The sequence below is a fragment of the Telluria beijingensis genome (assembly GCF_030770395.1).
GTDB lineage: Bacteria > Pseudomonadota > Gammaproteobacteria > Burkholderiales > Burkholderiaceae_D > Telluria > Telluria beijingensis.
In genome coordinates this window covers 404,034-427,340 of the sequence record NZ_CP132480.1, presented here as the reverse complement: position 1 = coordinate 427,340, position 23,307 = coordinate 404,034, and the positions used below count along the sequence as shown (strand labels likewise).

Annotated in this window: 22 protein-coding genes; 13 read left to right on the top strand and 9 right to left on the bottom strand. The window is 65.6% G+C overall.

Annotation, left to right across the window (positions count from 1 at the left end; all coding sequences use genetic code 11):
• Position 1: 1 nt before the first annotated feature.
• Genes Q9246_RS01885 through mpl form a run of 3 tightly spaced genes read right to left on the bottom strand, consistent with a single transcriptional unit; the run spans position 2 to position 2,561 of the window.
• On the bottom strand, positions 2 to 595 hold the full coding sequence (locus Q9246_RS01885; RefSeq protein WP_306395008.1) for a chorismate--pyruvate lyase family protein: 594 nt from the start codon (positions 593 to 595) through the stop codon (positions 2 to 4).
• Positions 592 to 1,194 (bottom strand): YqiA/YcfP family alpha/beta fold hydrolase, encoded by a 603-nt coding sequence (locus Q9246_RS01880; RefSeq protein WP_306395007.1) that lies wholly within the window; start codon positions 1,192 to 1,194, stop codon positions 592 to 594. Before Q9246_RS01880 ends, Q9246_RS01885 begins: the two co-directional genes overlap by 4 nt.
• On the bottom strand, positions 1,191 to 2,561 hold the full coding sequence (mpl, locus tag Q9246_RS01875; RefSeq protein WP_306395005.1) for a UDP-N-acetylmuramate:L-alanyl-gamma-D-glutamyl-meso-diaminopimelate ligase: 1,371 nt from the start codon (positions 2,559 to 2,561) through the stop codon (positions 1,191 to 1,193). Before mpl ends, Q9246_RS01880 begins: the two co-directional genes overlap by 4 nt.
• 89 nt (positions 2,562 to 2,650) lie before the next feature.
• Here mpl and Q9246_RS01870 point away from each other — a divergent pair, with 89 nt between their 5' ends.
• The 8 genes from Q9246_RS01870 to Q9246_RS01835 all read left to right on the top strand — a co-directional run bounded on the left by Q9246_RS01870 (position 2,651) and on the right by Q9246_RS01835 (position 9,558).
• Entirely contained in the window at positions 2,651 to 3,277 is a 627-nt protein-coding gene (locus Q9246_RS01870; RefSeq protein ID WP_306395004.1) for a hypothetical protein, read from the top strand.
• The gene (locus Q9246_RS01865; RefSeq protein WP_306395003.1) at positions 3,278 to 3,835 is read left to right on the top strand and encodes a TlpA family protein disulfide reductase; all 558 of its coding nucleotides are present in this window, start codon (positions 3,278 to 3,280) and stop codon (positions 3,833 to 3,835) included.
• Between the two features lie 142 nt (positions 3,836 to 3,977).
• On the top strand, positions 3,978 to 4,409 hold the full coding sequence (gene aroQ, locus Q9246_RS01860; protein WP_306395001.1) for a type II 3-dehydroquinate dehydratase: 432 nt from the start codon (positions 3,978 to 3,980) through the stop codon (positions 4,407 to 4,409).
• 95 nt (positions 4,410 to 4,504) lie between these two features.
• Positions 4,505 to 4,972: an acetyl-CoA carboxylase biotin carboxyl carrier protein gene (gene accB, locus Q9246_RS01855; RefSeq protein WP_306394999.1), complete on the top strand. Its 468-nt coding sequence runs from the start codon at positions 4,505 to 4,507 to the stop codon at positions 4,970 to 4,972.
• A gap of 112 nt (positions 4,973 to 5,084) precedes the next feature.
• Complete coding sequence (gene accC / locus Q9246_RS01850) at positions 5,085 to 6,485, top strand: acetyl-CoA carboxylase biotin carboxylase subunit (RefSeq protein WP_306394998.1); 1,401 nt, start codon at positions 5,085 to 5,087, stop codon at positions 6,483 to 6,485.
• Positions 6,482 to 7,432 (top strand): 50S ribosomal protein L11 methyltransferase, encoded by a 951-nt coding sequence (prmA, locus tag Q9246_RS01845; protein WP_306394996.1) that lies wholly within the window; start codon positions 6,482 to 6,484, stop codon positions 7,430 to 7,432. Before accC ends, prmA begins: the two co-directional genes overlap by 4 nt.
• 6 nt (positions 7,433 to 7,438) lie before the next feature.
• Positions 7,439 to 8,605 (top strand): DUF3426 domain-containing protein, encoded by a 1,167-nt coding sequence (locus Q9246_RS01840; RefSeq protein WP_306394995.1) that lies wholly within the window; start codon positions 7,439 to 7,441, stop codon positions 8,603 to 8,605.
• An 11-nt stretch (positions 8,606 to 8,616) separates the two neighbouring features.
• Positions 8,617 to 9,558 (top strand): carbohydrate kinase family protein, encoded by a 942-nt coding sequence (locus Q9246_RS01835; protein ID WP_306394993.1) that lies wholly within the window; start codon positions 8,617 to 8,619, stop codon positions 9,556 to 9,558.
• Positions 9,559 to 9,633: 75 nt separating this feature from the next.
• Here Q9246_RS01835 and Q9246_RS01830 read toward each other — a convergent pair whose 3' ends face one another.
• The 3 genes from Q9246_RS01830 to Q9246_RS01820 all read right to left on the bottom strand — a co-directional run bounded on the left by Q9246_RS01830 (position 9,634) and on the right by Q9246_RS01820 (position 13,099).
• On the bottom strand, positions 9,634 to 10,161 hold the full coding sequence (locus tag Q9246_RS01830) for a YggT family protein (protein ID WP_306394991.1): 528 nt from the start codon (positions 10,159 to 10,161) through the stop codon (positions 9,634 to 9,636).
• Positions 10,162 to 10,276: 115 nt separating this feature from the next.
• Positions 10,277 to 11,569 (bottom strand): hypothetical protein, encoded by a 1,293-nt coding sequence (locus Q9246_RS01825; RefSeq protein ID WP_306394990.1) that lies wholly within the window; start codon positions 11,567 to 11,569, stop codon positions 10,277 to 10,279.
• A 636-nt stretch (positions 11,570 to 12,205) separates the two neighbouring features.
• Positions 12,206 to 13,099, bottom strand: a complete 894-nt coding sequence (locus Q9246_RS01820; protein ID WP_306394989.1) for a LysR family transcriptional regulator — start codon at positions 13,097 to 13,099, stop codon at positions 12,206 to 12,208.
• 164 nt (positions 13,100 to 13,263) lie between these two features.
• Between Q9246_RS01820 and Q9246_RS01815 the strand changes: the two genes are divergently transcribed.
• Positions 13,264 to 13,692 (top strand): DoxX family protein, encoded by a 429-nt coding sequence (locus Q9246_RS01815; RefSeq protein WP_306394988.1) that lies wholly within the window; start codon positions 13,264 to 13,266, stop codon positions 13,690 to 13,692.
• A gap of 4 nt (positions 13,693 to 13,696) precedes the next feature.
• On the opposite strand, the gene Q9246_RS01810 is transcribed toward Q9246_RS01815, so the two are convergent.
• The 3 genes from Q9246_RS01810 to Q9246_RS01800 form a co-directional block, all read right to left on the bottom strand.
• Positions 13,697 to 14,122 (bottom strand): hypothetical protein, encoded by a 426-nt coding sequence (locus Q9246_RS01810; protein WP_306394986.1) that lies wholly within the window; start codon positions 14,120 to 14,122, stop codon positions 13,697 to 13,699.
• 68 nt (positions 14,123 to 14,190) lie between these two features.
• A complete protein-coding gene (locus tag Q9246_RS01805; protein WP_306394984.1) occupies positions 14,191 to 15,918 on the bottom strand; it encodes a PQQ-dependent sugar dehydrogenase in 1,728 nt (575 codons plus the stop codon).
• Positions 15,919 to 15,981: 63 nt separating this feature from the next.
• The gene (locus tag Q9246_RS01800) at positions 15,982 to 16,518 is read right to left on the bottom strand and encodes an Lrp/AsnC family transcriptional regulator (protein WP_306394981.1); all 537 of its coding nucleotides are present in this window, start codon (positions 16,516 to 16,518) and stop codon (positions 15,982 to 15,984) included.
• A 293-nt stretch (positions 16,519 to 16,811) separates the two neighbouring features.
• Between Q9246_RS01800 and astA the strand changes: the two genes are divergently transcribed.
• From astA to Q9246_RS01780, 4 genes are all read left to right on the top strand, one after another.
• Positions 16,812 to 17,885, top strand: a complete 1,074-nt coding sequence (gene astA, locus Q9246_RS01795; protein WP_306394980.1) for an arginine N-succinyltransferase — start codon at positions 16,812 to 16,814, stop codon at positions 17,883 to 17,885.
• A 277-nt stretch (positions 17,886 to 18,162) separates the two neighbouring features.
• On the top strand, positions 18,163 to 20,370 hold the full coding sequence (locus Q9246_RS01790; protein ID WP_306394978.1) for a TonB-dependent receptor: 2,208 nt from the start codon (positions 18,163 to 18,165) through the stop codon (positions 20,368 to 20,370).
• A gap of 8 nt (positions 20,371 to 20,378) precedes the next feature.
• Positions 20,379 to 21,878, top strand: coding sequence for an amino acid permease (locus tag Q9246_RS01785; protein WP_306394976.1), 1,500 nt, complete (start codon positions 20,379 to 20,381; stop codon positions 21,876 to 21,878).
• Positions 21,862 to 23,268, top strand: a complete 1,407-nt coding sequence (locus Q9246_RS01780; protein ID WP_306394974.1) for an amidase family protein — start codon at positions 21,862 to 21,864, stop codon at positions 23,266 to 23,268. Before Q9246_RS01785 ends, Q9246_RS01780 begins: the two co-directional genes overlap by 17 nt.
• Positions 23,269 to 23,307 lie beyond the last annotated feature (39 nt).

Here is a 23,307-nt window from a genome sequence, read left to right as displayed (position 1 = left end):
TTCAGTCAATGTTCTTCATGGTTGCGGCCGCTCCCAGTGTCAATACCGCAGGCAAGAATACCTCGGTGACCAGGAGCAGGCCTTGACGGCGGCGATAGACGCAGCGCCGCGCGTAATAAATGGTCTGTTCGTCCAACGGGCCTGCCGCGCCGAGCACCGCGTGCGCACGGCGCACCAGCGGATGGTCGACGCGCAGGCGCGCAAATTCCAGTTGTCCACGCCGCACCAGCGGATCGTAGAACAGGGTCGTGCCCAGCGAGCGCTCGCCCAGCGCCGAGAACAGCGGCCAGTCGCTGGCGTCGCAGTCGGTCGGCACCACCGTGTGCGCGAACACCACCGGCTTGCCGTCGCATTCGAGCAGCACTTCGCGCTCCCATACCCGCTGCGGACGCGCCAGGCCGATCGCCTGCGCTTCGTCCACCAGGCACGGCGCGCCGTATTGATGCAGGCGGCGCACCCGGAAGGCGGCGCTGCTGGCCACCAGGCGCGCCGTCAGCGAACCAGGCGTGACCAGCCAGTCGTGCATGCTCTTCGGCGCACGCACCGCGCGCGCATGCGGCTGCCAGGCAGCCAGCCGTAACGACCCTGCCCTCACTGCGCCGCGTCCGCCGGGCCAAAGCCGCAGAATGCCAATACCTCGTCCACATACTGCGCGAATTCCGGGATCGCGTGGTCGCTGCCCTCGATGACGTGCTGGCGTGCTCCGGCATAGTGGGCCACCATGTCGCGGTAATCCAGCACTTCGTCGCCGGTGGCCGCCAGCAGGTAGTAGCGCTCGGGCCGGGTAATTTGCGCCACGCGCAGGTCGACCAGTTCACCAATGTATTCCTCGCGAAATTCGAACGCCTCGTCCGAATGCCAGGCGGTGGTGATCCCGACATGCTTGCTCAGGTTGCGGGTCGGATCGACCGATGGATTGATGACGGCCGCGCGCACGCCCAGGCGCTCCGCCAGCCAGGTCGCATAAAAACCGCCCAGCGACGAGCCGACGATGGCGAGATCCTGCGGCGCATGGCGCTCGACCAGGCCCAGCACCATGTCCATCGCCGCCTTCGGCGACGCCGGCAACTGCGGGCAGATCAGGCGCTCGCCGAGTCCGGCCTGCTCAAGTTTTTCCTGCACCACGCGCGCCTTGAACGAGCGCGGCGACGAGCGAAAGCCGTGCAGGTACAGCAGATAGGGCGCGTTCGTCATGGCGCCAGCGCGTCCAGCAGTTTCTGGTGCACGCCGCCGAAGCCGCCATTGCTCATCACCAGGATATGGTCGCCCGGCTGGGCCTGTTGCACGATGGCCTGCACCATATAGTCGATCTGGTCGAAGCTGTGCGCGATCTTGCCCAGCGGTTTCAGGGCATCGGCCAGCGACCAGCCCAGCGCCTGCTGGCTGCCGAAGCCGAACACCAGGTCGGCATCCTTCAGGCTGCCGGGCAGCGCATCCTTCATGGCGCCCAGCTTCATCGTGTTCGAGCGCGGCTCGAGCACGGCCAGGATGCGTCCGCCGGTGCCGAGCTTCTGGCGCAGGCCGCCGACCGTGGTGGCGATCGCCGTCGGATGGTGGGCGAAATCGTCGACGACGGTAATATTGTTGACCACGCCGCGCACTTCCATGCGCCGCTTGACGTTCTGGAAGCGCGACAGCGCGTCGATCGCCTGGGCCACCGGCACGCCGACGTGGCGCGCGGCGGCGATCGCGGCCAGCGCGTTCGAGCGGTTGTGCTTGCCGCTCAGGTCCCAGTGCACGGTGCCCTGGGATTCACCCTTGAACAGCACGTCGAAACTGGCGCCGCCCGGGTGCTCGACCATATTCCAGTCGACGCCCTCGGCCGAACCGAAACTTTCCTTGTCACTCCAGCAACCGCGTTTCAGCACGCGCCCGATCGAGGCCTCGTCGCCATTCACGACCAGCCGGCCCACGCCTGGTACGGTGCGCACCAGGTGGTGGAACTGGGTCTCGATGGCGCCGATGTCGGGGAAGATGTCGGCGTGGTCGTATTCCAGGTTGTTCAGCACCGCGGTCTTGGCGTGGTAGTGCACGAACTTGCTGCGCTTATCAAAAAAGGCGGTGTCGTATTCGTCGGCCTCGATCACGAAGAAGTCGCTCGGTTTGTCGCCATGCAGGCGCGCCGACACGCCGAAGTTCATCGGCACGCCGCCGATCAGGAAGCCCGGCGCATAGCCCGCGTCTTCCAGGATCCAGGCCAGCATCGAGGTGGTCGTGGTCTTGCCGTGCGTGCCGGCCACGGCCAGCACCCATTTCTCGCGCAGGATGTGCTCGCCGATCCACTGTGGGCCGGATACATACGGCAGGCCGCGGTTCAGGATCTCTTCGATCAGCGGATTACCGCGCGTCATGACATTGCCGATCACGTACAGGTCTGGATTCAGCGCCACCTGTTCCGGGCCATAACCCTGGATCAGCTCGATCCCCTGGGCTTCGAGCTGGGTGCTCATCGGGGGATAGACATTGGCGTCGCAACCGGTCACGCGGTGGCCCGCCTCCTTGGCCAGGACGGCCAGGCCGCCCATGAAGGTGCCGCAGATGCCGAGGATATGAATGTGCATGGATAAAATATCTAGTCAGGAATGAATCGACGAATACGCGATTCTACCCGAGCCGCTGTCATTTTCCGTTCAAGAGTATGATCCAAGTCATGATGCCGAACTTGAACAACGATCTCCTGCAACTGCGTAACGAGATCGCCCTGGTCGCCGCGCGCATGGTCGCGCAGGATGGCGCCGATCTCGATACCGCACGCCGCAAGGCCGCCCGCCAGGTGCTGGGCGTGACCCCGCCCAAGCCGAACATGATGCCCGACGACGCCCAGGTCGAAGACGAGGTGCGCAAGTACCTGGCCCTGTTCGGCGGCCCCGCCCACCTCGAGCGCCTGGCGCACCTGCGCGCCACCGCGCTGCAGGTGATGGAGGCACTGGCCGACTTCAACCCGTATCTCACCGGCGCGGTACTGAACGGCACCGCGGGCGAGCACGACGACATCCACCTTCAGTTGTTCGCCGACAGTGCCAAAGAGGTAGAGATCTACTTGCTCAACCGTAATGTTAATATCGATGTCTCGGAAACTCCGCATTTCAAGGGGGGCCGCCATGCGCCGGTCGAGACCGTGAGTTTCCCGTGGATGAAAGAAGCAGTGCATGCCGAGCTGTACGAGTACCAGGACTTGCGCGGTGCGCTCAAGCCGCGCGCCGACGGCCAGGTACAGCGCATCGACATCGCCGGCCTGCGCGCCTTGATCGCAGCCAGCGATAACAAGGAAAGCTGAATGAACAAAAAACATCTGGCCGCCTATGCGGCAGTCGCCGTGCTGTTCGGCGTGATGGGCGCCGTGGTGGCGCTCTACAAGAAACCGGCCCCGGTAGCCCCGACCACCATCGCCAGCGACGGCCAGGTCACCAATCCGGTGACCAACCTGTATGCACAGTCGCTCAATGATCTCGAAGGCAAGCCGCAGGCGCTGGCCCAGTGGAAGGGTAAACCCTTGCTGGTGAATTTCTGGGCCACCTGGTGCGGCCCCTGCGTGCGCGAAATGCCCGAGCTGGCGCACCTGGCCGAGGAAGACGGCGGCAAGCGCTTCAATGTGATCGGCATCGGCATCGATTCGCCGACCAATATGAGCGAGTTCGCGGCCAAGATGAAGATCGCCTACCCGCTGTACGTCGGCGGCATGGGCGGCACGGAGCTGTCGCGCGGTTTCGGCAATACGAATGGCGGCTTGCCGTATACAGTGCTGATCGGCGCCGATGGGCAGGTGATCAAGACCTATCTGGGCGAACTGAAGTTCGACGAATTGCGCGCCGACCTGGATAAACTGGGTACGTGAGGCGGGATATTGAACAGAAAACACGAACGGTCGTGCACTTGTAACTGCTGCCAACTGCTCCTATCGACCGGTAATTTTACTGCTTGCCAATAGCTGAGCTAGGCGGCACAATGCCTGACTTTCGGGCAACCAGACTCTCACCATGGCGAAAAAGCTACTGCTGCTGAACGGCCCCAACCTCAATCTTTTGGGGATGCGGGAACCGGCGGTGTACGGCACGACCACGTTGGCCGACATCGAACAAGCGGCAGTCGCACAGGCTGAACAAGCCGGCGCAACGCTGGAGTTCTTCCAGAGTAACCATGAGGGAGCCTTGATCGACCGCATCCATGCCGCCCGTTCCGAGGGCGTGGATGTCATCGTCATCAATCCTGGCGGCCTGACCCATACCAGCGTAGCCCTGCGCGATGCGTTCGCCTCGGTGGCCATTCCCTTCGTGGAGGTGCATATTTCAAATGTCCACCAACGCGAGTCCTTCCGGCACCACTCCTATTTGTCCGGCATTGCGCGCGGCGTGATCTGCGGGCTGGGGGCGGACGGATATCGGTTTGCCATCGACTTCGCACTTAAATAGCGTTAATCTACGTCAACTTCATGTAACAGCGGCCGACCCATTACCCATGGCGTGTCGGCCTGCTCTCTAAAACGAATAATTCCAAGGGGTTTCACATGGATCTACGAAAACTCAAGACCTTGATCGACCTGGTCGCTGAATCGGACATCGCCGAACTCGAAGTGACCGAGGGCGAAAGCAAGGTTCGCATCGTCAAGTCGTCCGCAATCCCGCAGAACCAGATGGTCATGCTGCCGCCGCAGGGCGTGCAGCAATACTCGGCGCCTGCGCAGGCGCCCGCAGCGGCCCCTGCCCCGGCCGCCGCGCCTGCCGTCGCCGCCGAACCGACCGGCCACGTGGTCAAGTCGCCGATGGTCGGCACCTTCTACCGCTCGTCGGCCCCTGGCGCCGCCGCCTTCGTCGAAGTCGGGCAGAGCATCAAGGAAGGCGATACCCTGTGCATCATCGAAGCGATGAAGCTCCTGAACGAAATCGATGCCGACATCTCCGGCACCGTCACCAAGATTCTCGTGGAAAACGGCCAGCCGGTCGAATTCGGCCAGCCACTGTTCGTGATCGGCTGATCCGCTTCTCCAAGCCGGGCGCGCGCATGACGCGCCGCCGGCGCATCCATGACGTGTCCGGCGCCGCCTGTTGTTTCAGCCGCGCCGGTTTTCACTGAATACCGGACCTACCATGTTTGAAAAAATCCTCATCGCCAACCGTGGTGAAATCGCGCTGCGTATCCAGCGCGCCTGCCGCGAGCTGGGCATCAAGACGGTCGTCGTCCACTCCGAGGCCGACAAGGACGCCAAGTACGTGAAGCTGGCCGACGAATCGGTCTGCATCGGCCCGGCGCAGTCGAGCCTCAGCTACCTGAACATGCCCGCGATCATCAGCGCGGCCGAAGTGACCGACGCCGAAGCGATCCACCCGGGCTACGGCTTCCTGTCCGAGAACGCCGACTTCGCCGAGCGCGTCGAAAAGTCGGGCTTCGTCTTCATCGGCCCGCGTTCCGACTCGATCCGCCTGATGGGCGACAAGGTCTCGGCCAAGCAGGCGATGATCAGGGCCGGCGTGCCCTGCGTGCCGGGTTCGGACGGCGCCCTGCCGGACGATCCGAAAGAGATCGTGCAGACCGCGCGCCGCGTCGGCTACCCGGTCATCATCAAGGCCGCCGGCGGCGGCGGTGGCCGCGGCATGCGCGTGGTGCACACCGAGGCCGCACTGCTCAACGCCGTGCAGATGACCAAGACCGAAGCCGGCACCGCCTTCGGCAATCCGGAAGTCTATATGGAGAAGTACCTGGAGAATCCACGCCACGTGGAGATCCAGATCCTGGCCGACGAACACAAGAACGCCGTGTGGCTGGGCGAGCGCGACTGCTCGATGCAGCGCCGCCACCAGAAGGTGATCGAGGAAGCGCCGGCGCCGGGCATCCCGCGTAAACTCATCGAAAAGATCGGCGACCGCTGCGCCGAAGCCTGCCGCAAGATCGGCTACCGCGGCGCCGGCACTTTCGAATTCCTGTACGAGAACGGCGAGTTCTACTTCATCGAGATGAATACCCGCGTGCAGGTCGAACACCCGGTCACCGAGATGATCACCGGGATCGACATCGTGCAGGAGCAGATCCGCATCGCCTGCGGCGAGAAGCTGCGCTTCCGCCAGCGCGACATCATGCTGTCGGGTCACTCGATCGAGTGCCGCATCAATGCCGAGGATCCGTTCAAGTTCACCCCGTCGCCAGGCCGCATCACCGGCTGGCATCCGCCGGGCGGCCCCGGCATCCGTGTCGATTCGCACTCGTATGCGGGATACTATGTGCCACCTCATTACGACTCGATGATCGGCAAGGTAATTTCGTATGGTGCGACCCGCGAGCAGGCGATCCGCCGCATGCAAATCGCGCTCTCCGAAATGGTGGTCGAAGGTATCCTCACCAATATTCCGCTGCATCGCGAACTGATGGTCGACGCCCGCTTCATCGAAGGCGGCACCAATATCCACTACCTGGAGCAGAAACTGGCCGCCAAGCCAGACCTGCCGAAGGAAACGGCGCTCGGCGCCAAATCGGAAGCCAAGGTACAAGAATGAGCTGGACTGAAGTCGTCATCGAGATCGCCCGCGACCACGCCGAAGCGCTGTCCGACGCCCTGATGGAAGCCGGCGCGCTGTCGGTGTCCGTCGAGGACGCGGACGAAGGCACCGAAGACGAAAAACCCCTGTTCGGCGAGCCGGGCATGGAACCGACCCAGGCCGCCTGGGACCACAGCCGCGTCGTGGCCCTGACGGATGCCGACGCCGACCAGCTGGCGATCGTCAGCGAAGCGGCGCAAGCCATCAAGCTGCCCGTCGTGCCGGCCTTCACCACCCGCAAGGTCGAAGACGCCGACTGGGTGCGCCTCACGCAGTCGCAGTTCGAACCGATCCACATCGGCAAAAACATCTGGGTCGTGCCGAGCTGGCACGAGGCGCCCGATCCATCGGGCCTCATCCTGGAGCTCGATCCGGGCCTGGCCTTCGGCACCGGCAGCCATCCGACCACCCGCCTGTGCATGGAGTGGCTCGAAGCCCATCCGGCGCCGGGCAAATCGGTGCTGGACTACGGTTGCGGCTCGGGCATCCTGGCGATGGTGGCGAAAAAGCTGGGCGCGCACGACGTCGCCGGCGTCGACATCGATCCGCAGGCGATCGAGTCGGCGCGCGCCAATGCCGAACGCAATGGCGTCGAGATCGACTACTACCTGCCCGACACCTTCGCTGCATCAGGCAACGAGCGTCACGCGGGCGGCAGGTTCGATATCGTGGTGGCCAACATCCTGTCGAGTCCACTGAAGCTGATGGCGCCGATGCTGGCCGGCCGCGTGGCCGATGGCGGTTCGCTGATCCTGTCGGGCGTGCTGGCGCGCCAGGCTGAGGAGGTAGCCGCCGCCTACGCTCCTTTCATCAAGCTGGGCGTCTGGGCCGAGCAGGACGGCTGGGTTGCCCTTCACGGCACGCTCGGCCAGGACAGCGCGCCGCCGCCCCGCACCGGGGGCTAGGCCGGCATGGCGCTCGCCACCCAATGTCCCCACTGCGGCACGCTGTTTCGCGTCGCCGCGGACCAGCTCAAGCTGCGTGGGGGCATCGTGCGCTGTGGCGCCTGCCAGCAGGTCTTTGACGGTAACACGGGGCTGGTCGACCTGAACGCCCCGCCGTCTTCCCCTTCTCCTCCTCCAGTCGCCGAAGCGGTCGTCGCGCCAGACGTTCCCGCGGCCGACGATACCGAACAACCGATCTACACGCTCGAATTCGACCGTACGTTGTCGCCGTTCGGCATCCTGCCGCACGCCACGCACGAGGAAGCGGCCGAATCCGAAACCGAAACCGAAACGACTGCCGTCGTGGCAGAGATGCCGGTCGACGAAGAGATCGTGGCCGCGCCGCCGCCGGACGATGGCCAGGACGAGCCCGAACCTGAGCCCGTACCCGAACCCGAGCCCACCGCGCGCCAGCCGGCGCCGGACGCGCCGCCGCTTCTGCTGCGCGAATCGGCCGGCGGCTCGCCGCCGATCGTCTCTCCCGCGGTGCCCCCGGCGCCGACTTCCCCGCGCGCCCGCGCCGCCGAAGCCCGTGCGCGCCGCTCCAAGCTGACCCCGACCCGGATCGAAGACACGCCCAAGCTGCGCGTGCCCGACATCGACGAACCCGAATTCGTGCGCCGCGGCCGCCAGCGCGAGCAGACCGGCAAGACGATGCGCATCGCGATGATCGCCGGCAGCGCCCTGCTGCTGCTGGCGCTGGCCGTGCAATCGATGGTGAGCTTCCGCGACGTGCTGGCGGCGCGCTATCCGGCCCTGCGGCCGGCGCTGGTCTCGACCTGCGCCCTGTTCGGCTGCCAGGTCGGCCTGCCGGCGCGGCCGGATGCCCTGGTGATCGAGACCGGAGAGCTGATCACCCTGGGCGGCAACGCCTACACCTTGAGCACCGTGCTGCGCAACGGCGGCGACCTGCCGCTGGCCTGGCCCAGCATCGAGCTGACCCTGAACGATGCCGACGACAAGCCGCTGGTGCGGCGCGTGTTCGCCCCGCGCGACTACGCGCCGCAACTGGCGGACGCCTCAGCCGGCAACTTCGCCGGCTTCGGCGCCCGCGCCGAGCAGCCGGTCAAGATCCATTTCAGGCTGGAAGGACTCGAACCTTCCGGCTACCACATTGCCGTTTTCTACCCCTGAAGGCTGAACCCATGACCAAAACCGCCCTGATCTGCGGCTCTCTCGCATTCGACAAGATCATGCAATACCACGGCCGCTTCGGCGACACCCTGCTGGCCGACCAGCTGCACCGCGTGAACGTGTCGTTCCTGGTGCCGACCCTGCGCACCGAATACGGCGGCTGCTCGGCCAATATCGCCTATAACCTCAAGCTGCTGGGCGGAGAGCCGCTGATGATGGGCACCCTGGGCCAGGACGGCGCAGACTACCTGAAACGCTTCGAAGAACTCGGCCTCGAGACGTGCGGCATCCGCACGATCGGCGACGCCTATACCGCGCAGTGCTTCGTCACCGCCGACCAGGACAACAACCAGATCAACGCCTTCCACCCGGGCGCCATGCAGTTCTCGCACCAGAACAATGTGGCGGACCAGGGCGCGCTGCGGGTGGCGATCATCTCGCCGGACGGCCGCGACGGCATGATCAAGCATGCGCGCGACTGCGCCGACCTCAAGGTGCCGTTCATGTTCGACCCGGGCCAGCAGCTGCCGATGTTCTCGGGCGAAGAACTGATCACCTTCATCGGCCAGGCCAGCTACCTGGCGTGCAACGACTATGAATTCGAGATGGTGATGGACCGCACCGGCCTGTCGCAAGCCGACATCGCGGCGCGCCTGGAAGCCTTGATCATCACCCGCGGCGCCGAAGGTTCGGATATTTATGCCGGCGGCGAGCACCATCGCATCCCGGCGGTGCAGGCCGCCAACGTGGTCGACCCGACCGGCTGCGGCGACGCCTACCGCGCCGGCCTGCTGTTCGGGATCACCAATGACCTCGACTGGCCGACGAGCGGCCGCATCGCGAGCCTGCTGGGCGCGATCAAGATTGCCTCGCAAGGTGGCCAGAACCATGCCTTCACGCCGGAAGAATTCGACGCGAAGTTCGAAGCGGCGTTCGGCTTCAGGTTCCGTTGATGACGCCTGGCGTCCCGGAATAAAAAATGGCCCTGCAAGCGCAGGGCCATTTTTCATTGTGGAGTCCCGGGCAGGTTAAAAGCCGAACACCTGCCGCAACGCGAACAGCAGGATCTGGATCAGCACCAGGGCCACCAGCACCGACAAATCGATCCCGCCGATCGGCGGCACCACGCGCCGGATCGGGCGCAGCACCGGCTGGTTCAGCGCGTGCACGAACGGCGCCAGCGGCGCGTTCGGGTTCACCCAGCTGAAGATCGCCTCGATGATCAGGAGCGCCATGAAGCCGTACAGGATCCAGGTCAGGAAGCGGTGCAGCGCATACAGCAGCACCATCTCGCCACTACCGCCGCGCAGCAGCAGGAAGGTGCTGGCCACCAGCACCACCAGGAAGGCGCCGATCAGGCTCGCCCAGTCATAGCCGCGGGTGCCCGGCACCACGCGCCGCAGCGGCATCACCAGCCAGTCGGTGATGGTGTGCACGAACTGGCGGAGCTGGTCGGGCAGGCGCACGCGGATGGCGTTCGTCCAGAAGCGCAGCAACAGCACTCCTCCCAGCAAGCCTGCGACGATATCGACGATAAACTGAAGAATGGACAGCACGGACTCTCCTCAAAAAAAAACCGCTGTGCGAACAATCACACAGCGGCATTGTGCCTGAAGCAGGCCCGACTTGCCATGCACGCAAGGTGCACGACAGGCCGGGCCACGTCCAGGATTAAGGACGGCTGCTGGTCGGGAACGGCCATGCGGTCGGCGCCAGCACGGTCTTGGCTGGCGCAGCGCTAGGCGCTGCCGTCGGCGCTGCCGAAGGCGCGGCTGCAGCGGCTGCCGGTTGCGCGGCGGTCGGCGCTGCAGGCTTGGCAGCCGGCTTCTTGGCGGCAGGCTTCTTGGCAGCCGGCTTGGCGTCGGCCTTCACGTCGGCCTTGGCATCGGTTTTCACTTCCGGCTTGATTTCGGCCTTGGTGTCGACTTTCGCTTCCGGCTTGACTTCCGGCTTGGTTTCCGTTTTGGCAACGGCAGGCTTGGTTGCAGCAGCTTTCACTGGAGCAGCTTTTTTGGCGGCTGGAGCAGCCTTTTTCGACGCCGGCGCAGCTTTATTAGCGGCCGGCGAGGCTTTTTTTGCTGCAGGCGTCGCTTTCTTGGCTGCTGGTTTAGCGGCGGTTTTGGCCGTGGTCGCTTTTTTTACTGCCGGTTTGGCGGCGGTCGCCTTTTTAGCTGCCGGTTTGGCGGCGGTTTTGGTGGCGGTCGCTTTTTTGGCTGCCGGTTTGGCGGCGGCTTTGGTGGCGGTCGCTTTCTTGGCTGCCGGTTTCGCTGCAGCTTTAGTCGCGCTCGCTTTCTTGGCTGCCGGTTTTGCGGCTGCTTTGGTCGCGGTTGCTTTCTTGGCTACCGGTTTTGCGGCGGCCTTGGTGGCGGTCGCTTTCTTTGCTACCGGTTTGGCGGCTGCCTTGCTTGCGCCCGCTTTTTTGGCGGCTGGTTTAGCAGCGGCTTTGGTTGCGGTTTTAGCGGTCGACTTGGCGGCTGGTTTAGCGGCTGCCTTTTTCGCTGCAGGCTTTGCTGCCGGTTTGGCGGCTGCTTTCTTTGCCGCTGGCTTGGCTGCCGATTTAGCGGCCGATTTAGCGGCCGGCTTGGCGGCGGCTTTCTTTGCTGCCGGCTTGGTAGCAGCTTTGGCTGCCGGTTTGGCGGCGGCTTTCTTCACTGCAGGCTTTGCTGCCGGCTTGGCTGCCGATTTGGTCGCGGTTTTGGCCGTCGCTTTGGTAGCGGTGGTTTTGGTCGCGGCGGTCTTGGTTGCAGTAGCTTTCTTTGCAACAGGTTTAGCCGCGGTTTTAGCCGCTGGCTTGCTCACTGCCTTGGCTGCTGGCTTGGCGGCTGCCTTGGTGGTGGTGGTTTTGGCCGTCGCGGCTTTCTTTGCGACTGGTTTCTCTGCTGCAGCCTTTGCGTTCGACTTCGTCGTGGACGAAGGCGTGCTCTTTGCTGCTGCCTTTGCTGCTGGTTTCTTAGCGGTTGCCATTCTTGTTCTCCTTCATCTGCGATGAGAAATACGCCCGAGGTTTAAAACCCGCCGGATGAAACCCGGCGAATTATTCATCGGTCCAAACCGAACGTCGATTTAGGCCTATGAATCCGGCACCGGCTGAACTGCTGCAACTCCTCACAGTTGCAGCGCTTCAGCCAACGTCGACAGGTCACCGTTCCAGCGTTTCACATCGCTACCCTTGCGGGTGCGAAAAGAAAAAGCCGCCTTGCCTGAGCAATTGGTCAGACAAGCCGGCTTGTTCTTTTCGCTTCGCATCCGTGCATACTGTTTGGTTCAGCGTCCTATTATTCGATCGATTTTGCCCGATGCCCGCGACAATATCACATCTTCTCGATTTGACAAATTCAATCACGTAAAGTACGCGCATTCTTTGTGAGCGCGCAACCGTGAATGCCAAAAAAAGTCGCGCGATATGGACAGCGAATTGCGCGCACCCGCGTCTATCCGCGCCAGGCCCGACGCGCGCTACGGCCTTTACCTATCGCATTTCAACTGATCGATAAACCGATCTGCACCGCATCTGAATCGGCGCACATGAGTAAGCCCGGGCGGCAAGACAGGCCGCCGATTCCAAAGTGCATTTACACCCGTCAAAATAGGGAGCGCCCGTCAGCCATCGCATTTCAAACGGTCGATGAACCAGCGCCCCGCCGGACCCGGCGGCTGGTCGTTCCGGAAGATCGCGTGCATGGAAAAGCCTGTGCCGAGCAGCGGATGGGTTTCGAGTTCCAGGCGCACCAGGGCGCCGGTTTCCAGGTCCTGCTCGACCATATGCAGCGGCATATTGCCCCAGCCGAGACCCGCGCGCAGGAAGGCGTGCTTGGCGCCGAGGTCGGCCAGGCGCCAGACGTGCGGCGACAGCACGCCGTAGTTGCGGCCCTGGGTCAGGTTCGAACGATCGGTCAGCACCAGCTGCACATGGCGCGCGGCTTCAGCGCGCATCACCGTGCCGACGGCCCGGGCCAGCGGATGACCGGGCGCGACCACCGCCACCGCCGGCACGCCGAGCAGGTATTCGGAGGCGCAGCCCGGCGGCACCTCGGGCAGCGAACCGATCACCGCGATCCCGCACTGGCCTTCGAGCAGCGGCCGCACCACCGCGCCGAGCGCCTCGACGTACAGGCGCAGTGGCGTCGACGCGTACTCGCGGTGGAAGGCCTGCACCGCGGTGGTCAGCTTCGCGATCGGGTACATCACGTCGACCGCCACCGACAGCTCCGGCTCCAGGCCCTCGGCCAGGGTGCGCGCGCGCGCCTTGAACGCATCCATGCTGTCGGCCGCGCGGCGCGCATCGGCGAGCAGCGCGCGGCCGGCCTCGGTCAGTTGTGGATAGCGCCCCGAGCGGTCGAACAGCGCGAAGCCCACCTGCAGCTCGAGATTGGCCAGCGTGTGGCTCACCACCGATTGCGCGCGCCGCAGCTTGCGGCCGGCGGCCGAGAAGCTGCCTTCGTCGGCGGCGGCGATAAAGGTACGCAGCTGGTCCATGGACATCGCGTCGAGCATCCATCTACTCCATCGATAGTTAATATCGAATTATATAGGCTTCTTGGATCGATCTACCTTGCGTAGGATGACGTTCATGGACGCCGCACCTACGATGAACGGCGCCAGGCAGGAACCCCGGCCAACCCGCTGCGACCACCAATCACAACTCGAAAGGATCGATCATGAACACCAACGCCATCGCTACCAACGACTCCATCATTCCCGGCATCGGCCGCGTGCTGATGGCCACGATCTTCGTCTTCAGCGGCATCGGCAAGGCGCTGGCGCCGGAGGGCACGCTGGGCTATATCGAATCGGCCGGCCTGCCCTTCGCCTCGCTGGCCCTGATCGGCGCGATCGCCATCGAGATCGGCGGCGGCGCCCTGCTCGCCCTCGGCTACAAGACCCGCCCGGTGGCAGCCGCCCTGGCCCTGTTCTCGCTGGTGACGGCCTTCGTCTTCCACAACGCGATCGGCGACCAGAACCAGCTGATCCACCTGCTCAAGAACGTTGCGATGGCCGGCGGCCTGCTGCAGGTGGTGGCCTTCGGCGCCGGCGCCTGGAGCCTGGACGCCGCGGCTGGCCGCAAGGGCCTGCCGCAGGCAGCGTGAAGAGTCACAGGCCGAACGGCCCGTACCAGTAAGTGATGTCGATGACGCCGCCGCGCTTTGACACATAGGCCTGGCGCGTTTCGCAGTTGACGTAGAGCGCGCGCGCGGTGCCGTCCATTTGCGGCACCGGTTCGCCGGCCCGGTGACTCCCGAACGGCACCAGCGGCATGTCGGGAATGGACCTGACCCGCGATGTGCCGGGCTTGGGATAGGTATTCGTGTTGAGCATCCCGGCCAGCTTGAACTCGCGCTGCGCATCGCGCGCCGCCGCCTGGCCGATCAAGCTGGTGCAGGCTTCGTCGAGCGGCGCGTCCTTTACATAGCCGCCCAGGACGATCGGCGGCTGGACCACCGGCGGCGGCTCGGCGCTGGCACAGGCGCCGAGCGCCAGCGCCGCGGGAACGACCGACCAACTGCGATGCTGTTTCATGCCTGGCTCCGGGATCGAGGCGGCGAATGCCGCGTCGATCCCATCTTAGCGCAGGCAAGCCTGCCGATCTAGCGTTTCGGTGCAGGCTTCGGCACAATCCGCCACACCGTGCCGCCGGCATCGTCCACCACCAGCAGGGCGCCATCCTGCGCCACTTCGACCGCGGCCGGGCGACCCCAGACGTCGCGGTCGCTGATCACCATGCCGCTCATGAAGTCCTGGTACTGCCCGGTCGGCACGCCATCCTTCATGAACACGCGCGCCACCTTGTAGCCGGTGCGCACGCCGCGGTTCCAGGAACCGTGCAGCGCGACGAAGATGTCGCCCTCGTATTCATTCGGGAAGGCGTGCTTCGCACCCTTCGGCGCGTGGTACACCACCATGCCCAGCGGCGCCGAATGGGCCTGCAGCAGCACGTCCGGCACGATCGTCTTGCCCTTCAGGTCGGGACGGATGCCGGCCAGGCGCGGGTCTTCGTTGTCGCCGATGTAGTACCACGGCCAGCCATAGAAGCCGCCCTGCTTCACGCGCGTCAGGTAGTCCGGCGGCAGGTTGTCGCCCAGCGCGTCGCGCTCGTTCACATTGCACATCACGTCGCCGGTGCTCGGGTAGACCAGCATGCCGACGCAGTTGCGCAGGCCAGTCGCGTAGGTGCGGCGGTTCTTGCCGTCCGGGTCGAAGGCCATCACGGTGGCGCGGTCGGTCTCGACGCCCCAGGCCGCGCCGAAGCCATGCTGCTTCTCCCATTCGGCCAGCGGCAGCGGCGGCTTCGGTCCGATCTCGCTGGCGATATTGGTGGCCGAGCCGATCGACAGCAGCATGGTCTTGCCGTCCTTCGAGAACGCCAGGGTACGGGTGGTGTGGCCGCCGCTGGTCTCGGACAGTTCGGGGATCACGACCTCGGCCTGCCCGCGCGCCTTCAAGTCGCCGGTGCGGTAAGGGATGCGCACCACCGAATTGACGTTGGCGACATACAGGTATTGCGGGTTCGCGCCGGACGGCCAGAACGCCATGCCGTAGGGCCGCGACAGGCCGGTGGCGAACACCGCAGCGGTATCGGCCTTGTCGCCGTTCTTCGAGCGCAGCACTTTGACCTCACCGGCGCCGGTCGCGGCCAGGAACACGTCGCCGTTCGGCGCGCGCAGCGCCACGCGCGGCTTCTCATCGACCTGGGCGAACACGCCGACCTCGAAACCGGGCATCACATTCGGGATCGAACCGTTCGGACGCGCCTGCACGCGCGGGCCGTTGCCTGCGCTCTCGGTGGCGAACGGCCTGGCCAGGTCGCTCGGCTTGAAGTGGAAGATCTTGCCGGGCTGGGTGTCGTCCCAGGAACCGGCGCGCTCGAGTGGCTTCGCCGCTGCTGCTGCTGCCGGTGCTGCGGCAGCGGTGGCAGGCCCCTGCAGGCTGGCCAGGTAATCGATCAGCGCCGCGCGCATCTTCTGGTCCGGCAGGCCGACCGGCATCGTGGTGCCGGGCACCCGCTTGGACGGGTCGAGCAGGAACACGTCCAGCTCTTCACGGGTCCAGACCAGGCCCGCAGCCCCGGCCTTGGCCAGCGCGCCCGAATAATTGAAGCCAGGGACGCCCGCCGCCTTGCGGCCGACGACGCCGAACACGCCGGGACCGGCGAGCGGCGACAGCTTCGCATCGACCGTATGGCAGCTGGCGCAGTTGTTCTGGAAAACGGTGCGGCCGGCGGTGGTCTGGGGCGGCGCGGATGCCGCGTGGGCGACGGATACCGTCGCCAGGCCGGCGAGCATGAGCGCGTGCAGCATCAAGGGTGTGGCTTGCAAGTGTGTCTCCTGGTCAGGCTTGAAAAAGCGCCATCATAGGGCAAGTCATCCCAGTGCAGGTGTTTACGCGACTGGCCTGACGTCAGCATCGCGCACGCGAACCGCCTTGCGCTGTTCCTTGGCCGGATCGGAGATGAGCTGGTAGCCGCTGAACGACTTCATCTCGTCCATCAGGAAGTGCGACACGATCTTCTCGACGCCGAAGCCGCCGTTGAGCATCACCAGCATCAGCCGCTTCCAGTCCTGCATGTCGTCGACCACGGCGCGCAGCATGTAGTCGTACAAGCCGCTCACGCGGCACGATTCGACGACTTCGGGCATGCCGGCGATGCAGTCGTCGAAGGCGCCGAAGTCGTTCATCGTATGGCGCTCGAACGAAACCTGCGCCAGCACGATCAGCACGTTGCGGATCTTGTCGACCGCGATCTGCGCGCGGTAGCCGGTGATGAAGCCGCGCTCCTCCAGGTCGCGCACGCGGCGCAGGCAGGCGCTGGGCGACAGCGCGACCTTGTCAGCCAGCGCCTGGTTGGTCACGCGCGCATCCTGCTGCAGCAGATCCATGATCTTGCGGTCGATGCGGTCGATTTCTTTCTGGGTCATGATGGTCTCCTGGTGTGCGGACGCCATCAACGTCGGCGACTTGCTCCGCTATTGTTTGCAAGAATCGTACCCGATTTCGATAAGGACTCGGGTGCAGGAACTGCCGAAATTGCTGGCCGCGACAAGCGAATCGACGGTTATGCAGCAGGCCGGCAGTGTGAAAGTTGCGCGATCAAGAAAAAACTTCCTTTGAAATCAATCACCTGACTAGAATCCGCGTCGTTTTTCAGCAGTTGGACGGCTGACCTGTTTCACCCTAGAGTTTTCGGTCTGCCAACAACAAGGGAGATCGTATGTTCATCGTGCGCGCGGCGACACCGTCCGACCTGGACGCGGTGCTGCAACTGGCCGCTTCCGCGGGTCCCGGCATGACGACGCTGAAGGCCGACCGCCAGGCGCTGGCCGAGCGCCTCGCGCTGGCGCAAGCCTCGTTCGCGCAAACGGTCGCGCCGGAATTGCGCGACTACGTCTTCGTGCTGGAAGACCTGGCGCAAGGCCGCGTCGGCGGCATCGCCGCCATCAAGGCCGCCGTCGGCCTCGACGAACCTTTCTATAACTACCGGCTGGGCACCCTGGTGCATTCCGCGGCGGCGGCCGACGTCTATGTCAGGCACGAGGTGCTGTACCTGTCGCACGACCTGACCGGCAGCGCCGAACTGTGCTCGCTGTTCCTGCATCCCGACTACCGGCGCGGCGGCGCCGGCAAGCTGCTCTCGAAAAGCCGCTTCCTGTTCATCGCCGAACATCCCCACTTGTTCGCGCGCGGCGTGTTCGCCGAAATGCGCGGCTACCAGGACGCCGGCGGCGGTTCGCCGTTCTGGGAGAGCGTCGGCCGCAAATTCTTCGGCATGGATTTCGCGCGCGCCGACGATATGTGCCAGCCCGGCGCCAAGAGCTATATCGCCGAACTGATGCCGCGCTATCCGATCTACACCTGCTTTTTATCCGACGCCGCGCGCGCCGCCATCGGCCAGACCCACGTCGACACGGCGCCCGCGCGGCGCCTGCTGGAACAGGAAGGCCTGCGCGCCAGCGCCTATATCGACATCTTCGACGGCGGTCCGGTGCTGCAGGCGACTACGCGCGAGTTGCGCGCCACCCGCGAGAGCATGGTTGCGACCGTGGCGGCCATGGACGACGTTCGCGGCGGCGAGCGCACTTCGCTGGCCTGCACTGCGCAAGTGAACGACTTCAGGGTGATCGCCAGCAGCGCCGTACCCATCGATGGCGTGATGGCATTGGCCCCGGCAGAACGCCGCGCACTGCAATGTGACGCGGGACGCACCATCCACGTGCTCGGCATGGCCGCCGGCCGGTCCGTGCATCGAATTGGCGCAGTCGATGGACAGGCCGTTTCGACCGTGTAGTGCAGGAACTGCCTATTTGCACAGTGGAATCGCGCAGATTCTGCCTAATTTGCATGGCTGCAAGCGCCAGATCTTGTGCATCGGTCAAAAAAGTCATTACAACTCAATGACATAGCATACGAATAAGGCGGGCGGACCGGATGGACTGGCCCAGCAATTAATCCTACAGTGGAACGGTATCTGAAACACAAGGAAGCGGCCGACAAGAGCCATGGACAAGCTTCCATCCACGGGTGTTACCCATTCGCTGCCCAACTGCTACGGAAAGTCATCTGGAATGAAACCACGATCTTCTGCACTGCTGCGCCATACCGCCATCTCGCTGGCGCTTCTCAGCCTGTTCCCTGCCCAGGCCCAGTCCCAGGCTTCCCCATCCCCCACATCCCCTGGCGGCGAGGCGCAAGCCGGCAACGCCCCGGTCGAAGAAGTGGTCGTGATCGGCAAGCGCGGCCAGAGCCTGTCGAATATCGCGGGCGGCGCCAGCGCCATCAGCGGCGACACCCTGAGCAAACTGGGCGCCGAGTCGTATGCCGACTACCTGGGCAAGCTGCCCGGCGTCGTCTTCAATGCCGGCCCGGCCGGCAACTCGACCGCCGTGATCCGCGGCGTGGGCACCACGGCGGGCCTCGACCAGGGCCAGGGCCCGACCGGCTACTACATCAACGAGATTCCCCTGAGCGAACCGGGCTACGCGGTGTCGATCCCCGATATCGACACCTTCGACGTCGGCCGGGTCGAGGTGCTGCGCGGGCCGCAAGGCACCCTGTACGGCGCCTCGTCGCTGGGCGGCGCGATCAACTACGTGGCGAAGGAAGCCGATGCCGGTGGCGTCGACGCCGCCCTCGAGAGCTCGATCAGCACCACCCGCAACACCAGCAGTATCGGCTATACCGCCAAGGCGATGGTCAACGTCCCGCTGATCAAGGACCAGCTGGCGGTGCGCTTCGTCGCCAGCCGGCGCGACCAGCCGGGCTACCTCGACAACATCGGCATCAACCGCAAGGGCAGCAACGACAACCGTGTCGACGACGGCCGCGTGTCGGTGGTGTGGTCGCCGGGCGCCGCCACCAAGTTCAGCTGGCTCAGCCTGTGGCAGGACTCGGACGCCGACGATGCCTCTTACCGCATGAGCAACTACGGGGAACTGGTGCGCTCGACGTCCCTGCCGACCCGCTTTGACCTCAACTTCGCACTGCACAGCGCGCGCCTGGACCACGACTTCGGTTTCGCCAAGCTGACCGGCATCGCCGCCTACAATAAAAAATCGCAGGTGCTGCACGCCGACTACACGCCGTACTACCCCGGCTATCTCGGCACCAGCGATCCGCAACTATTCCGCCAGCTGGGCTGGAGCGAGAACCGCAACTACGAGCTGCGCCTGGCATCGCCAACCGGCGGCGCCTTCGAATGGCTGCTCGGCGCCTCGTACCAGAAGACCACCAAGCGCTTCGACGAAGACCTGTCGGCCGAAGGCGCCTACGAGATCATGCTGCCGCAAGTCGGCCCCGACCTGCTGCGCGGCGATTACTACTACTGGGGCTGGGGCAAGGTCTGGGGCAACGAGAAAGCCGTCTTTGGCGAAGCGTCGGCCAACTTCGGAGCCTGGAAATTGACCGTCGGCGGACGCTGGTTCGACACCGAGGTGACCAATGCAGACGAGCGCTATGGCGTGCTGTTCCCGGAATCGGTGATCACGCCGATGGGCCGCCAGGCGGAAACCGGCTTCTCGCCCAAGATCTCGCTGGGCTACAAGGCCACCCCGAACACGCTGTACTACGCGGTCGCGTCGGAAGGCTACCGCTTCGGCAACCCGAACAGCATCTTCCCGCTGGCCGGCTTCGATACCCCGGCCGGCTGGAAGAGCGATTCGCTGCGCAACTACGAACTGGGCGTCAAGACCGCGCTGTTCGACCGCCGCCTGACGCTGGACGCCGCCGCCTTCTACATCGACTGGGAAGACCTGCAGGTGCGCCTGTACCGGCCCGATAATTTCAGCTACGGCACCAATGCCGGCAAGGCGCGCATCCGCGGCGCCGAGTTCTCGGGCACCTGGCGCGCGCTGGACAACCTCGACCTGAACCTGAACTACACCTACCTGGACGGCGAATTGACGGAGGACCTGCTCGAAGCGGCCGTCCCGCTGCGCAAGGGCCAGACCTTGCCGGGCGGGTCGAAGCACCAGTTGTCGAGTTCCATGACCTACCGCTGGAACAACGCGTACACGCCGAGCTTCACGCTCAGCGGCCGCTATATCTCGGACGCGCCGGCCAACCTGCAGCAGGCCGACCAGCGCATCAATGGCTTCAGCCAGTTCGATGCGCGCTACGCGATGTGGTTCGATAACCTGGAGCTGAGCCTGTTCGTCAATAACATCGCCGACAAGCGCGGCGTCACCTTCGGCTACGGCAGCGAGGAACCGTTCGGGCAGCAGCAGTTCGTGATCCGCCCACGTACTGCGGGCGTGCGCCTGCACTGGCGCCTGTGAGCAGCGCCGTGACAGCCAATGCGCTGCGTCCCAGCATGGGCTGGGGCGGGTTGCTGGTGCTCGGCATCGCCAACATCCTCGGCGCCGGCGTCTACGTGATGACCGGCACCGCGGCGGCGCGCTTCGCCGGGCCCGCGGTGACGGTGTCGTTCGTGATCGCCGGCCTGGCCTGCCTGCTGGTGGCGCTGTGCTACGCCGAACTGGCGTCGTCGATGCCCGAATCCGGCTCGGCCTACACCTACTGCCGGCGCACGCTCGGCGGCGGGCCGGCCTGGGCCCTGGGATGGCTGCTGTTCCTCGAATACAGCGTGGCCGCCTCGCTGCTGGCGGTCGGCTTCGCCGGCTACCTGGGCAGCCTGCTGGGCGATTTCGGCATCCACCTGCCGGCGGCGCTCTCGACGCCGCTGGTGCAGTCGAACCAGGTCGACGGCCGCCACGTGCTGTCGCTCGGCTCCGGCTTCAACCTGGTCGCCGCGCTCGCGGTATTGAGCGCCGGCGGCATCGCAGCGCTGGGCATGTCGCGCTACGCCCTGGTCAGCACCCTGCTGGTGGTGCTGAAGGTGGGCGTGCTGCTCGGCTTCATCCTGGTCGGCATGCAGGCGGTCGATGCCGGCAACTGGTCGCCCTTCGTACCGCCCAACGAAGGCGGTTTTACCTATGGCTGGGAAGGCGTGGCGCGCGCCGCCTCGCTGCTGTTCTTCGCCTTCCTCGGCTTCGAGACCGTCTCCACCGCCGCCGCCGAAACGCGCATGCCGCAGCGCGACGTCCCCATCGGCATCCTCGGCTCGCTGGCGGTGTGCACCGGCCTGTATGTGCTGAGCGCCTTCGTGCTGACCGGCCTGGTGCCGTTCCGCGAACTGGGCGTGCCCGATCCGATCGCGCTGGCGGTCGACCGCATCGGCATGCCGGCCTTCGCCACCGTGATCAAGATCGGCGCGCTGGCGGGCCTGGCCTCGGTGCTGCTGGCGAACGCCTTCGGCCATTCGCGCGTGTGCTATGCGATGTCGTGCGACGGCTACCTGCCCCGGTTGTTCTCGTGGATCCACCCGCGCCGCAACAGCCTGGCGCGCGGCAACCTGCTGCTGGCGGCGATCGCGGCGGTCGGCGCCGCCCTGCTGCCGATCTCGGTAATGGCCGACCTGATCTCGTTCGGCGTGGCCTTCATGTTCGCCATGGTGGCAGTGAGCCTGATCCACATGCGCAATACCCAGCCGCACCTGGAACGCAAGTTCCGCGTTCCGCTGGGCGGCGTGCGCATCGGCGGCATCTGGTTCGGCGTGGTGCCGGTGCTGGCGATCGTCACCAGCTTCACCATGACCCTGCCGGTGGCGCTCGACATCGTCGACCAGGCGCGGCGCGGCGACTGGCTATCCAGCATCCTGCTCGGCCTGTACGCACTGGCCGGCCTGTCGCTCTACCTGTTCTACGGCCGTCCGCGCGCACAGCGCCAGGCGGCGACTTCTCAACCCACTTGCAAGGAAGCTCCACCGTATGCTGACTCTCACTGACGCCTTCGCGCTCGGCCGCCTGGACGCCCACGACCAGGCCGCCCTGGTGCGCAAGGGTGAACTCGACGCCGCCTCCCTCACCGAGGCGGCGCTGATGCGCATCGAGGCGCTCGACCCGGCGCTGCGCGCCACCAGCCACCTTGCACCGGAACTGGCGCGCAAGAACGCGGCCAGCCTGCCGCAGGGCGGCGCCATGCGCGGCGTGCCGTGGATGCCGAAGGATTCGCTCGACTATCCAGGCATGCCGACCCGCTCCTGCTCGCGCAGCCGCAGCGGCGCGCTGGCGGCCAGCGGTTACCCGTATGTCGAGCGCCTGGATGCGGCCGGCCTGGTTGCGGTGGGCAAGACGTCGATGCCGGAATTCGGCCTGCTCGGCTCGACCGAGCCGCTGGCCGGGCCGGTGACCGTCAATCCGTGGTCAAGCGCCCACTCGCCGGGCGGCTCGAGCGGCGGCGCCGGCGCCGCGGTGGCGGCCGGCCTGGTGCCGCTGGCGCAAGGCAGCGACGGCGGCGGCTCGATCCGCCTGCCGGCCGCCTGCTGCGGCATCGTCGGCCTGAAGCCGGGCCGCGACAGCACGGTGCGGGTGCGCTCGCGCCACAACGTCGAAGACCTGCTGGTGGGCGACAGCCTGATGTCGCGCAGCGTGCGCGACACGGCCTGGGCCTTCGCCGCCGCCCACCTGGATCCGAAGCGCGCCATGGTGCAAGGCGCCTCGCAGCGCCGCCTGCGCATCGGCGTGATCGAACACGGCCTGCGCGGCGCGGCGCCGGACGCCGAGGTGGCGCAGGCGATCCGCCGCAGCGCCGACCTGTGCGCCTCGCTTGGCCATCAGGTGGAAAAAGTCGAGTGGCCGATCGATGGCGCGGCGTTCATGCGCGCGTTCGAGGACTTGTGGACGCATCTTGGCGCCGATTGCGTGGACGCGGTGCGCGCCGTAAGTGGCGGCCGCCGGCTGGAAGACTTGATCGAGCCGTGGACGCTGGCCCTGGGCCGGCGCGCCGAGACCTTGTCCTTCGACGCGCTGGAAGCGGCCTATCGCCAACTGGCCGGGCTGCCGGCGCAGTTGTCGGCGTTTTATTCCACCTATGACGTGGTGCTGTCGCCGGTCGCCTCGACGCCGGCGCCGCTGCTCGGCGCCTACGGTCCGTCGGTGCCGGCCGAGCAGCTGATGGAGACGATGTTCGCCTGGATTCCCTACACGCCGCTGCAGAACATGGCGGGCACGCCGGCGATCTCGCTGCCGCTGTTCACCAGCAGCGCCGGCCTGCCGATCGGCAGCATGTTCGCGGCCGATCGCGGGCAGGAAGACATGCTGCTGGCCTTGGCCTATGAGCTGGAGGAGGCATTGCCCTGGCATGGCCGCTGGCCGGCATTATCCGTCGCATCGTAGGGTGGACGGGTCCCCCGTCCACGCGTTCAACCCACACAA

Excerpts from the sequence above, each read along its gene's own strand:
- Q9246_RS01880 (WP_306395007.1), bottom strand. The coding sequence starts at position 1,194 with ATGACGAACGCGCCCTATCTGCTGTACCTGCACGGCTTTCGCTCGTCG.
- mpl (WP_306395005.1), bottom strand. The coding sequence starts at position 2,561 with ATGCACATTCATATCCTCGGCATCTGCGGCACCTTCATGGGCGGCCTG.
- Q9246_RS01870 (WP_306395004.1), top strand. The coding sequence starts at position 2,651 with ATGATGCCGAACTTGAACAACGATCTCCTGCAACTGCGTAACGAGATC.
- Q9246_RS01865 (WP_306395003.1), top strand. The coding sequence starts at position 3,278 with ATGAACAAAAAACATCTGGCCGCCTATGCGGCAGTCGCCGTGCTGTTC.
- aroQ (WP_306395001.1), top strand. The coding sequence starts at position 3,978 with ATGGCGAAAAAGCTACTGCTGCTGAACGGCCCCAACCTCAATCTTTTG.
- accB (WP_306394999.1), top strand. The coding sequence starts at position 4,505 with ATGGATCTACGAAAACTCAAGACCTTGATCGACCTGGTCGCTGAATCG.
- accC (WP_306394998.1), top strand. The coding sequence starts at position 5,085 with ATGTTTGAAAAAATCCTCATCGCCAACCGTGGTGAAATCGCGCTGCGT.
- prmA (WP_306394996.1), top strand. The coding sequence starts at position 6,482 with ATGAGCTGGACTGAAGTCGTCATCGAGATCGCCCGCGACCACGCCGAA.
- Q9246_RS01840 (WP_306394995.1), top strand. The coding sequence starts at position 7,439 with ATGGCGCTCGCCACCCAATGTCCCCACTGCGGCACGCTGTTTCGCGTC.
- Q9246_RS01835 (WP_306394993.1), top strand. The coding sequence starts at position 8,617 with ATGACCAAAACCGCCCTGATCTGCGGCTCTCTCGCATTCGACAAGATC.
- Q9246_RS01825 (WP_306394990.1), bottom strand. The coding sequence starts at position 11,569 with ATGGCAACCGCTAAGAAACCAGCAGCAAAGGCAGCAGCAAAGAGCACG.
- Q9246_RS01820 (WP_306394989.1), bottom strand. The coding sequence starts at position 13,099 with ATGCTCGACGCGATGTCCATGGACCAGCTGCGTACCTTTATCGCCGCC.
- Q9246_RS01815 (WP_306394988.1), top strand. The coding sequence starts at position 13,264 with ATGAACACCAACGCCATCGCTACCAACGACTCCATCATTCCCGGCATC.
- Q9246_RS01810 (WP_306394986.1), bottom strand. The coding sequence starts at position 14,122 with ATGAAACAGCATCGCAGTTGGTCGGTCGTTCCCGCGGCGCTGGCGCTC.
- Q9246_RS01800 (WP_306394981.1), bottom strand. The coding sequence starts at position 16,518 with ATGACCCAGAAAGAAATCGACCGCATCGACCGCAAGATCATGGATCTG.
- astA (WP_306394980.1), top strand. The coding sequence starts at position 16,812 with ATGTTCATCGTGCGCGCGGCGACACCGTCCGACCTGGACGCGGTGCTG.
- Q9246_RS01790 (WP_306394978.1), top strand. The coding sequence starts at position 18,163 with ATGAAACCACGATCTTCTGCACTGCTGCGCCATACCGCCATCTCGCTG.
- Q9246_RS01780 (WP_306394974.1), top strand. The coding sequence starts at position 21,862 with ATGCTGACTCTCACTGACGCCTTCGCGCTCGGCCGCCTGGACGCCCAC.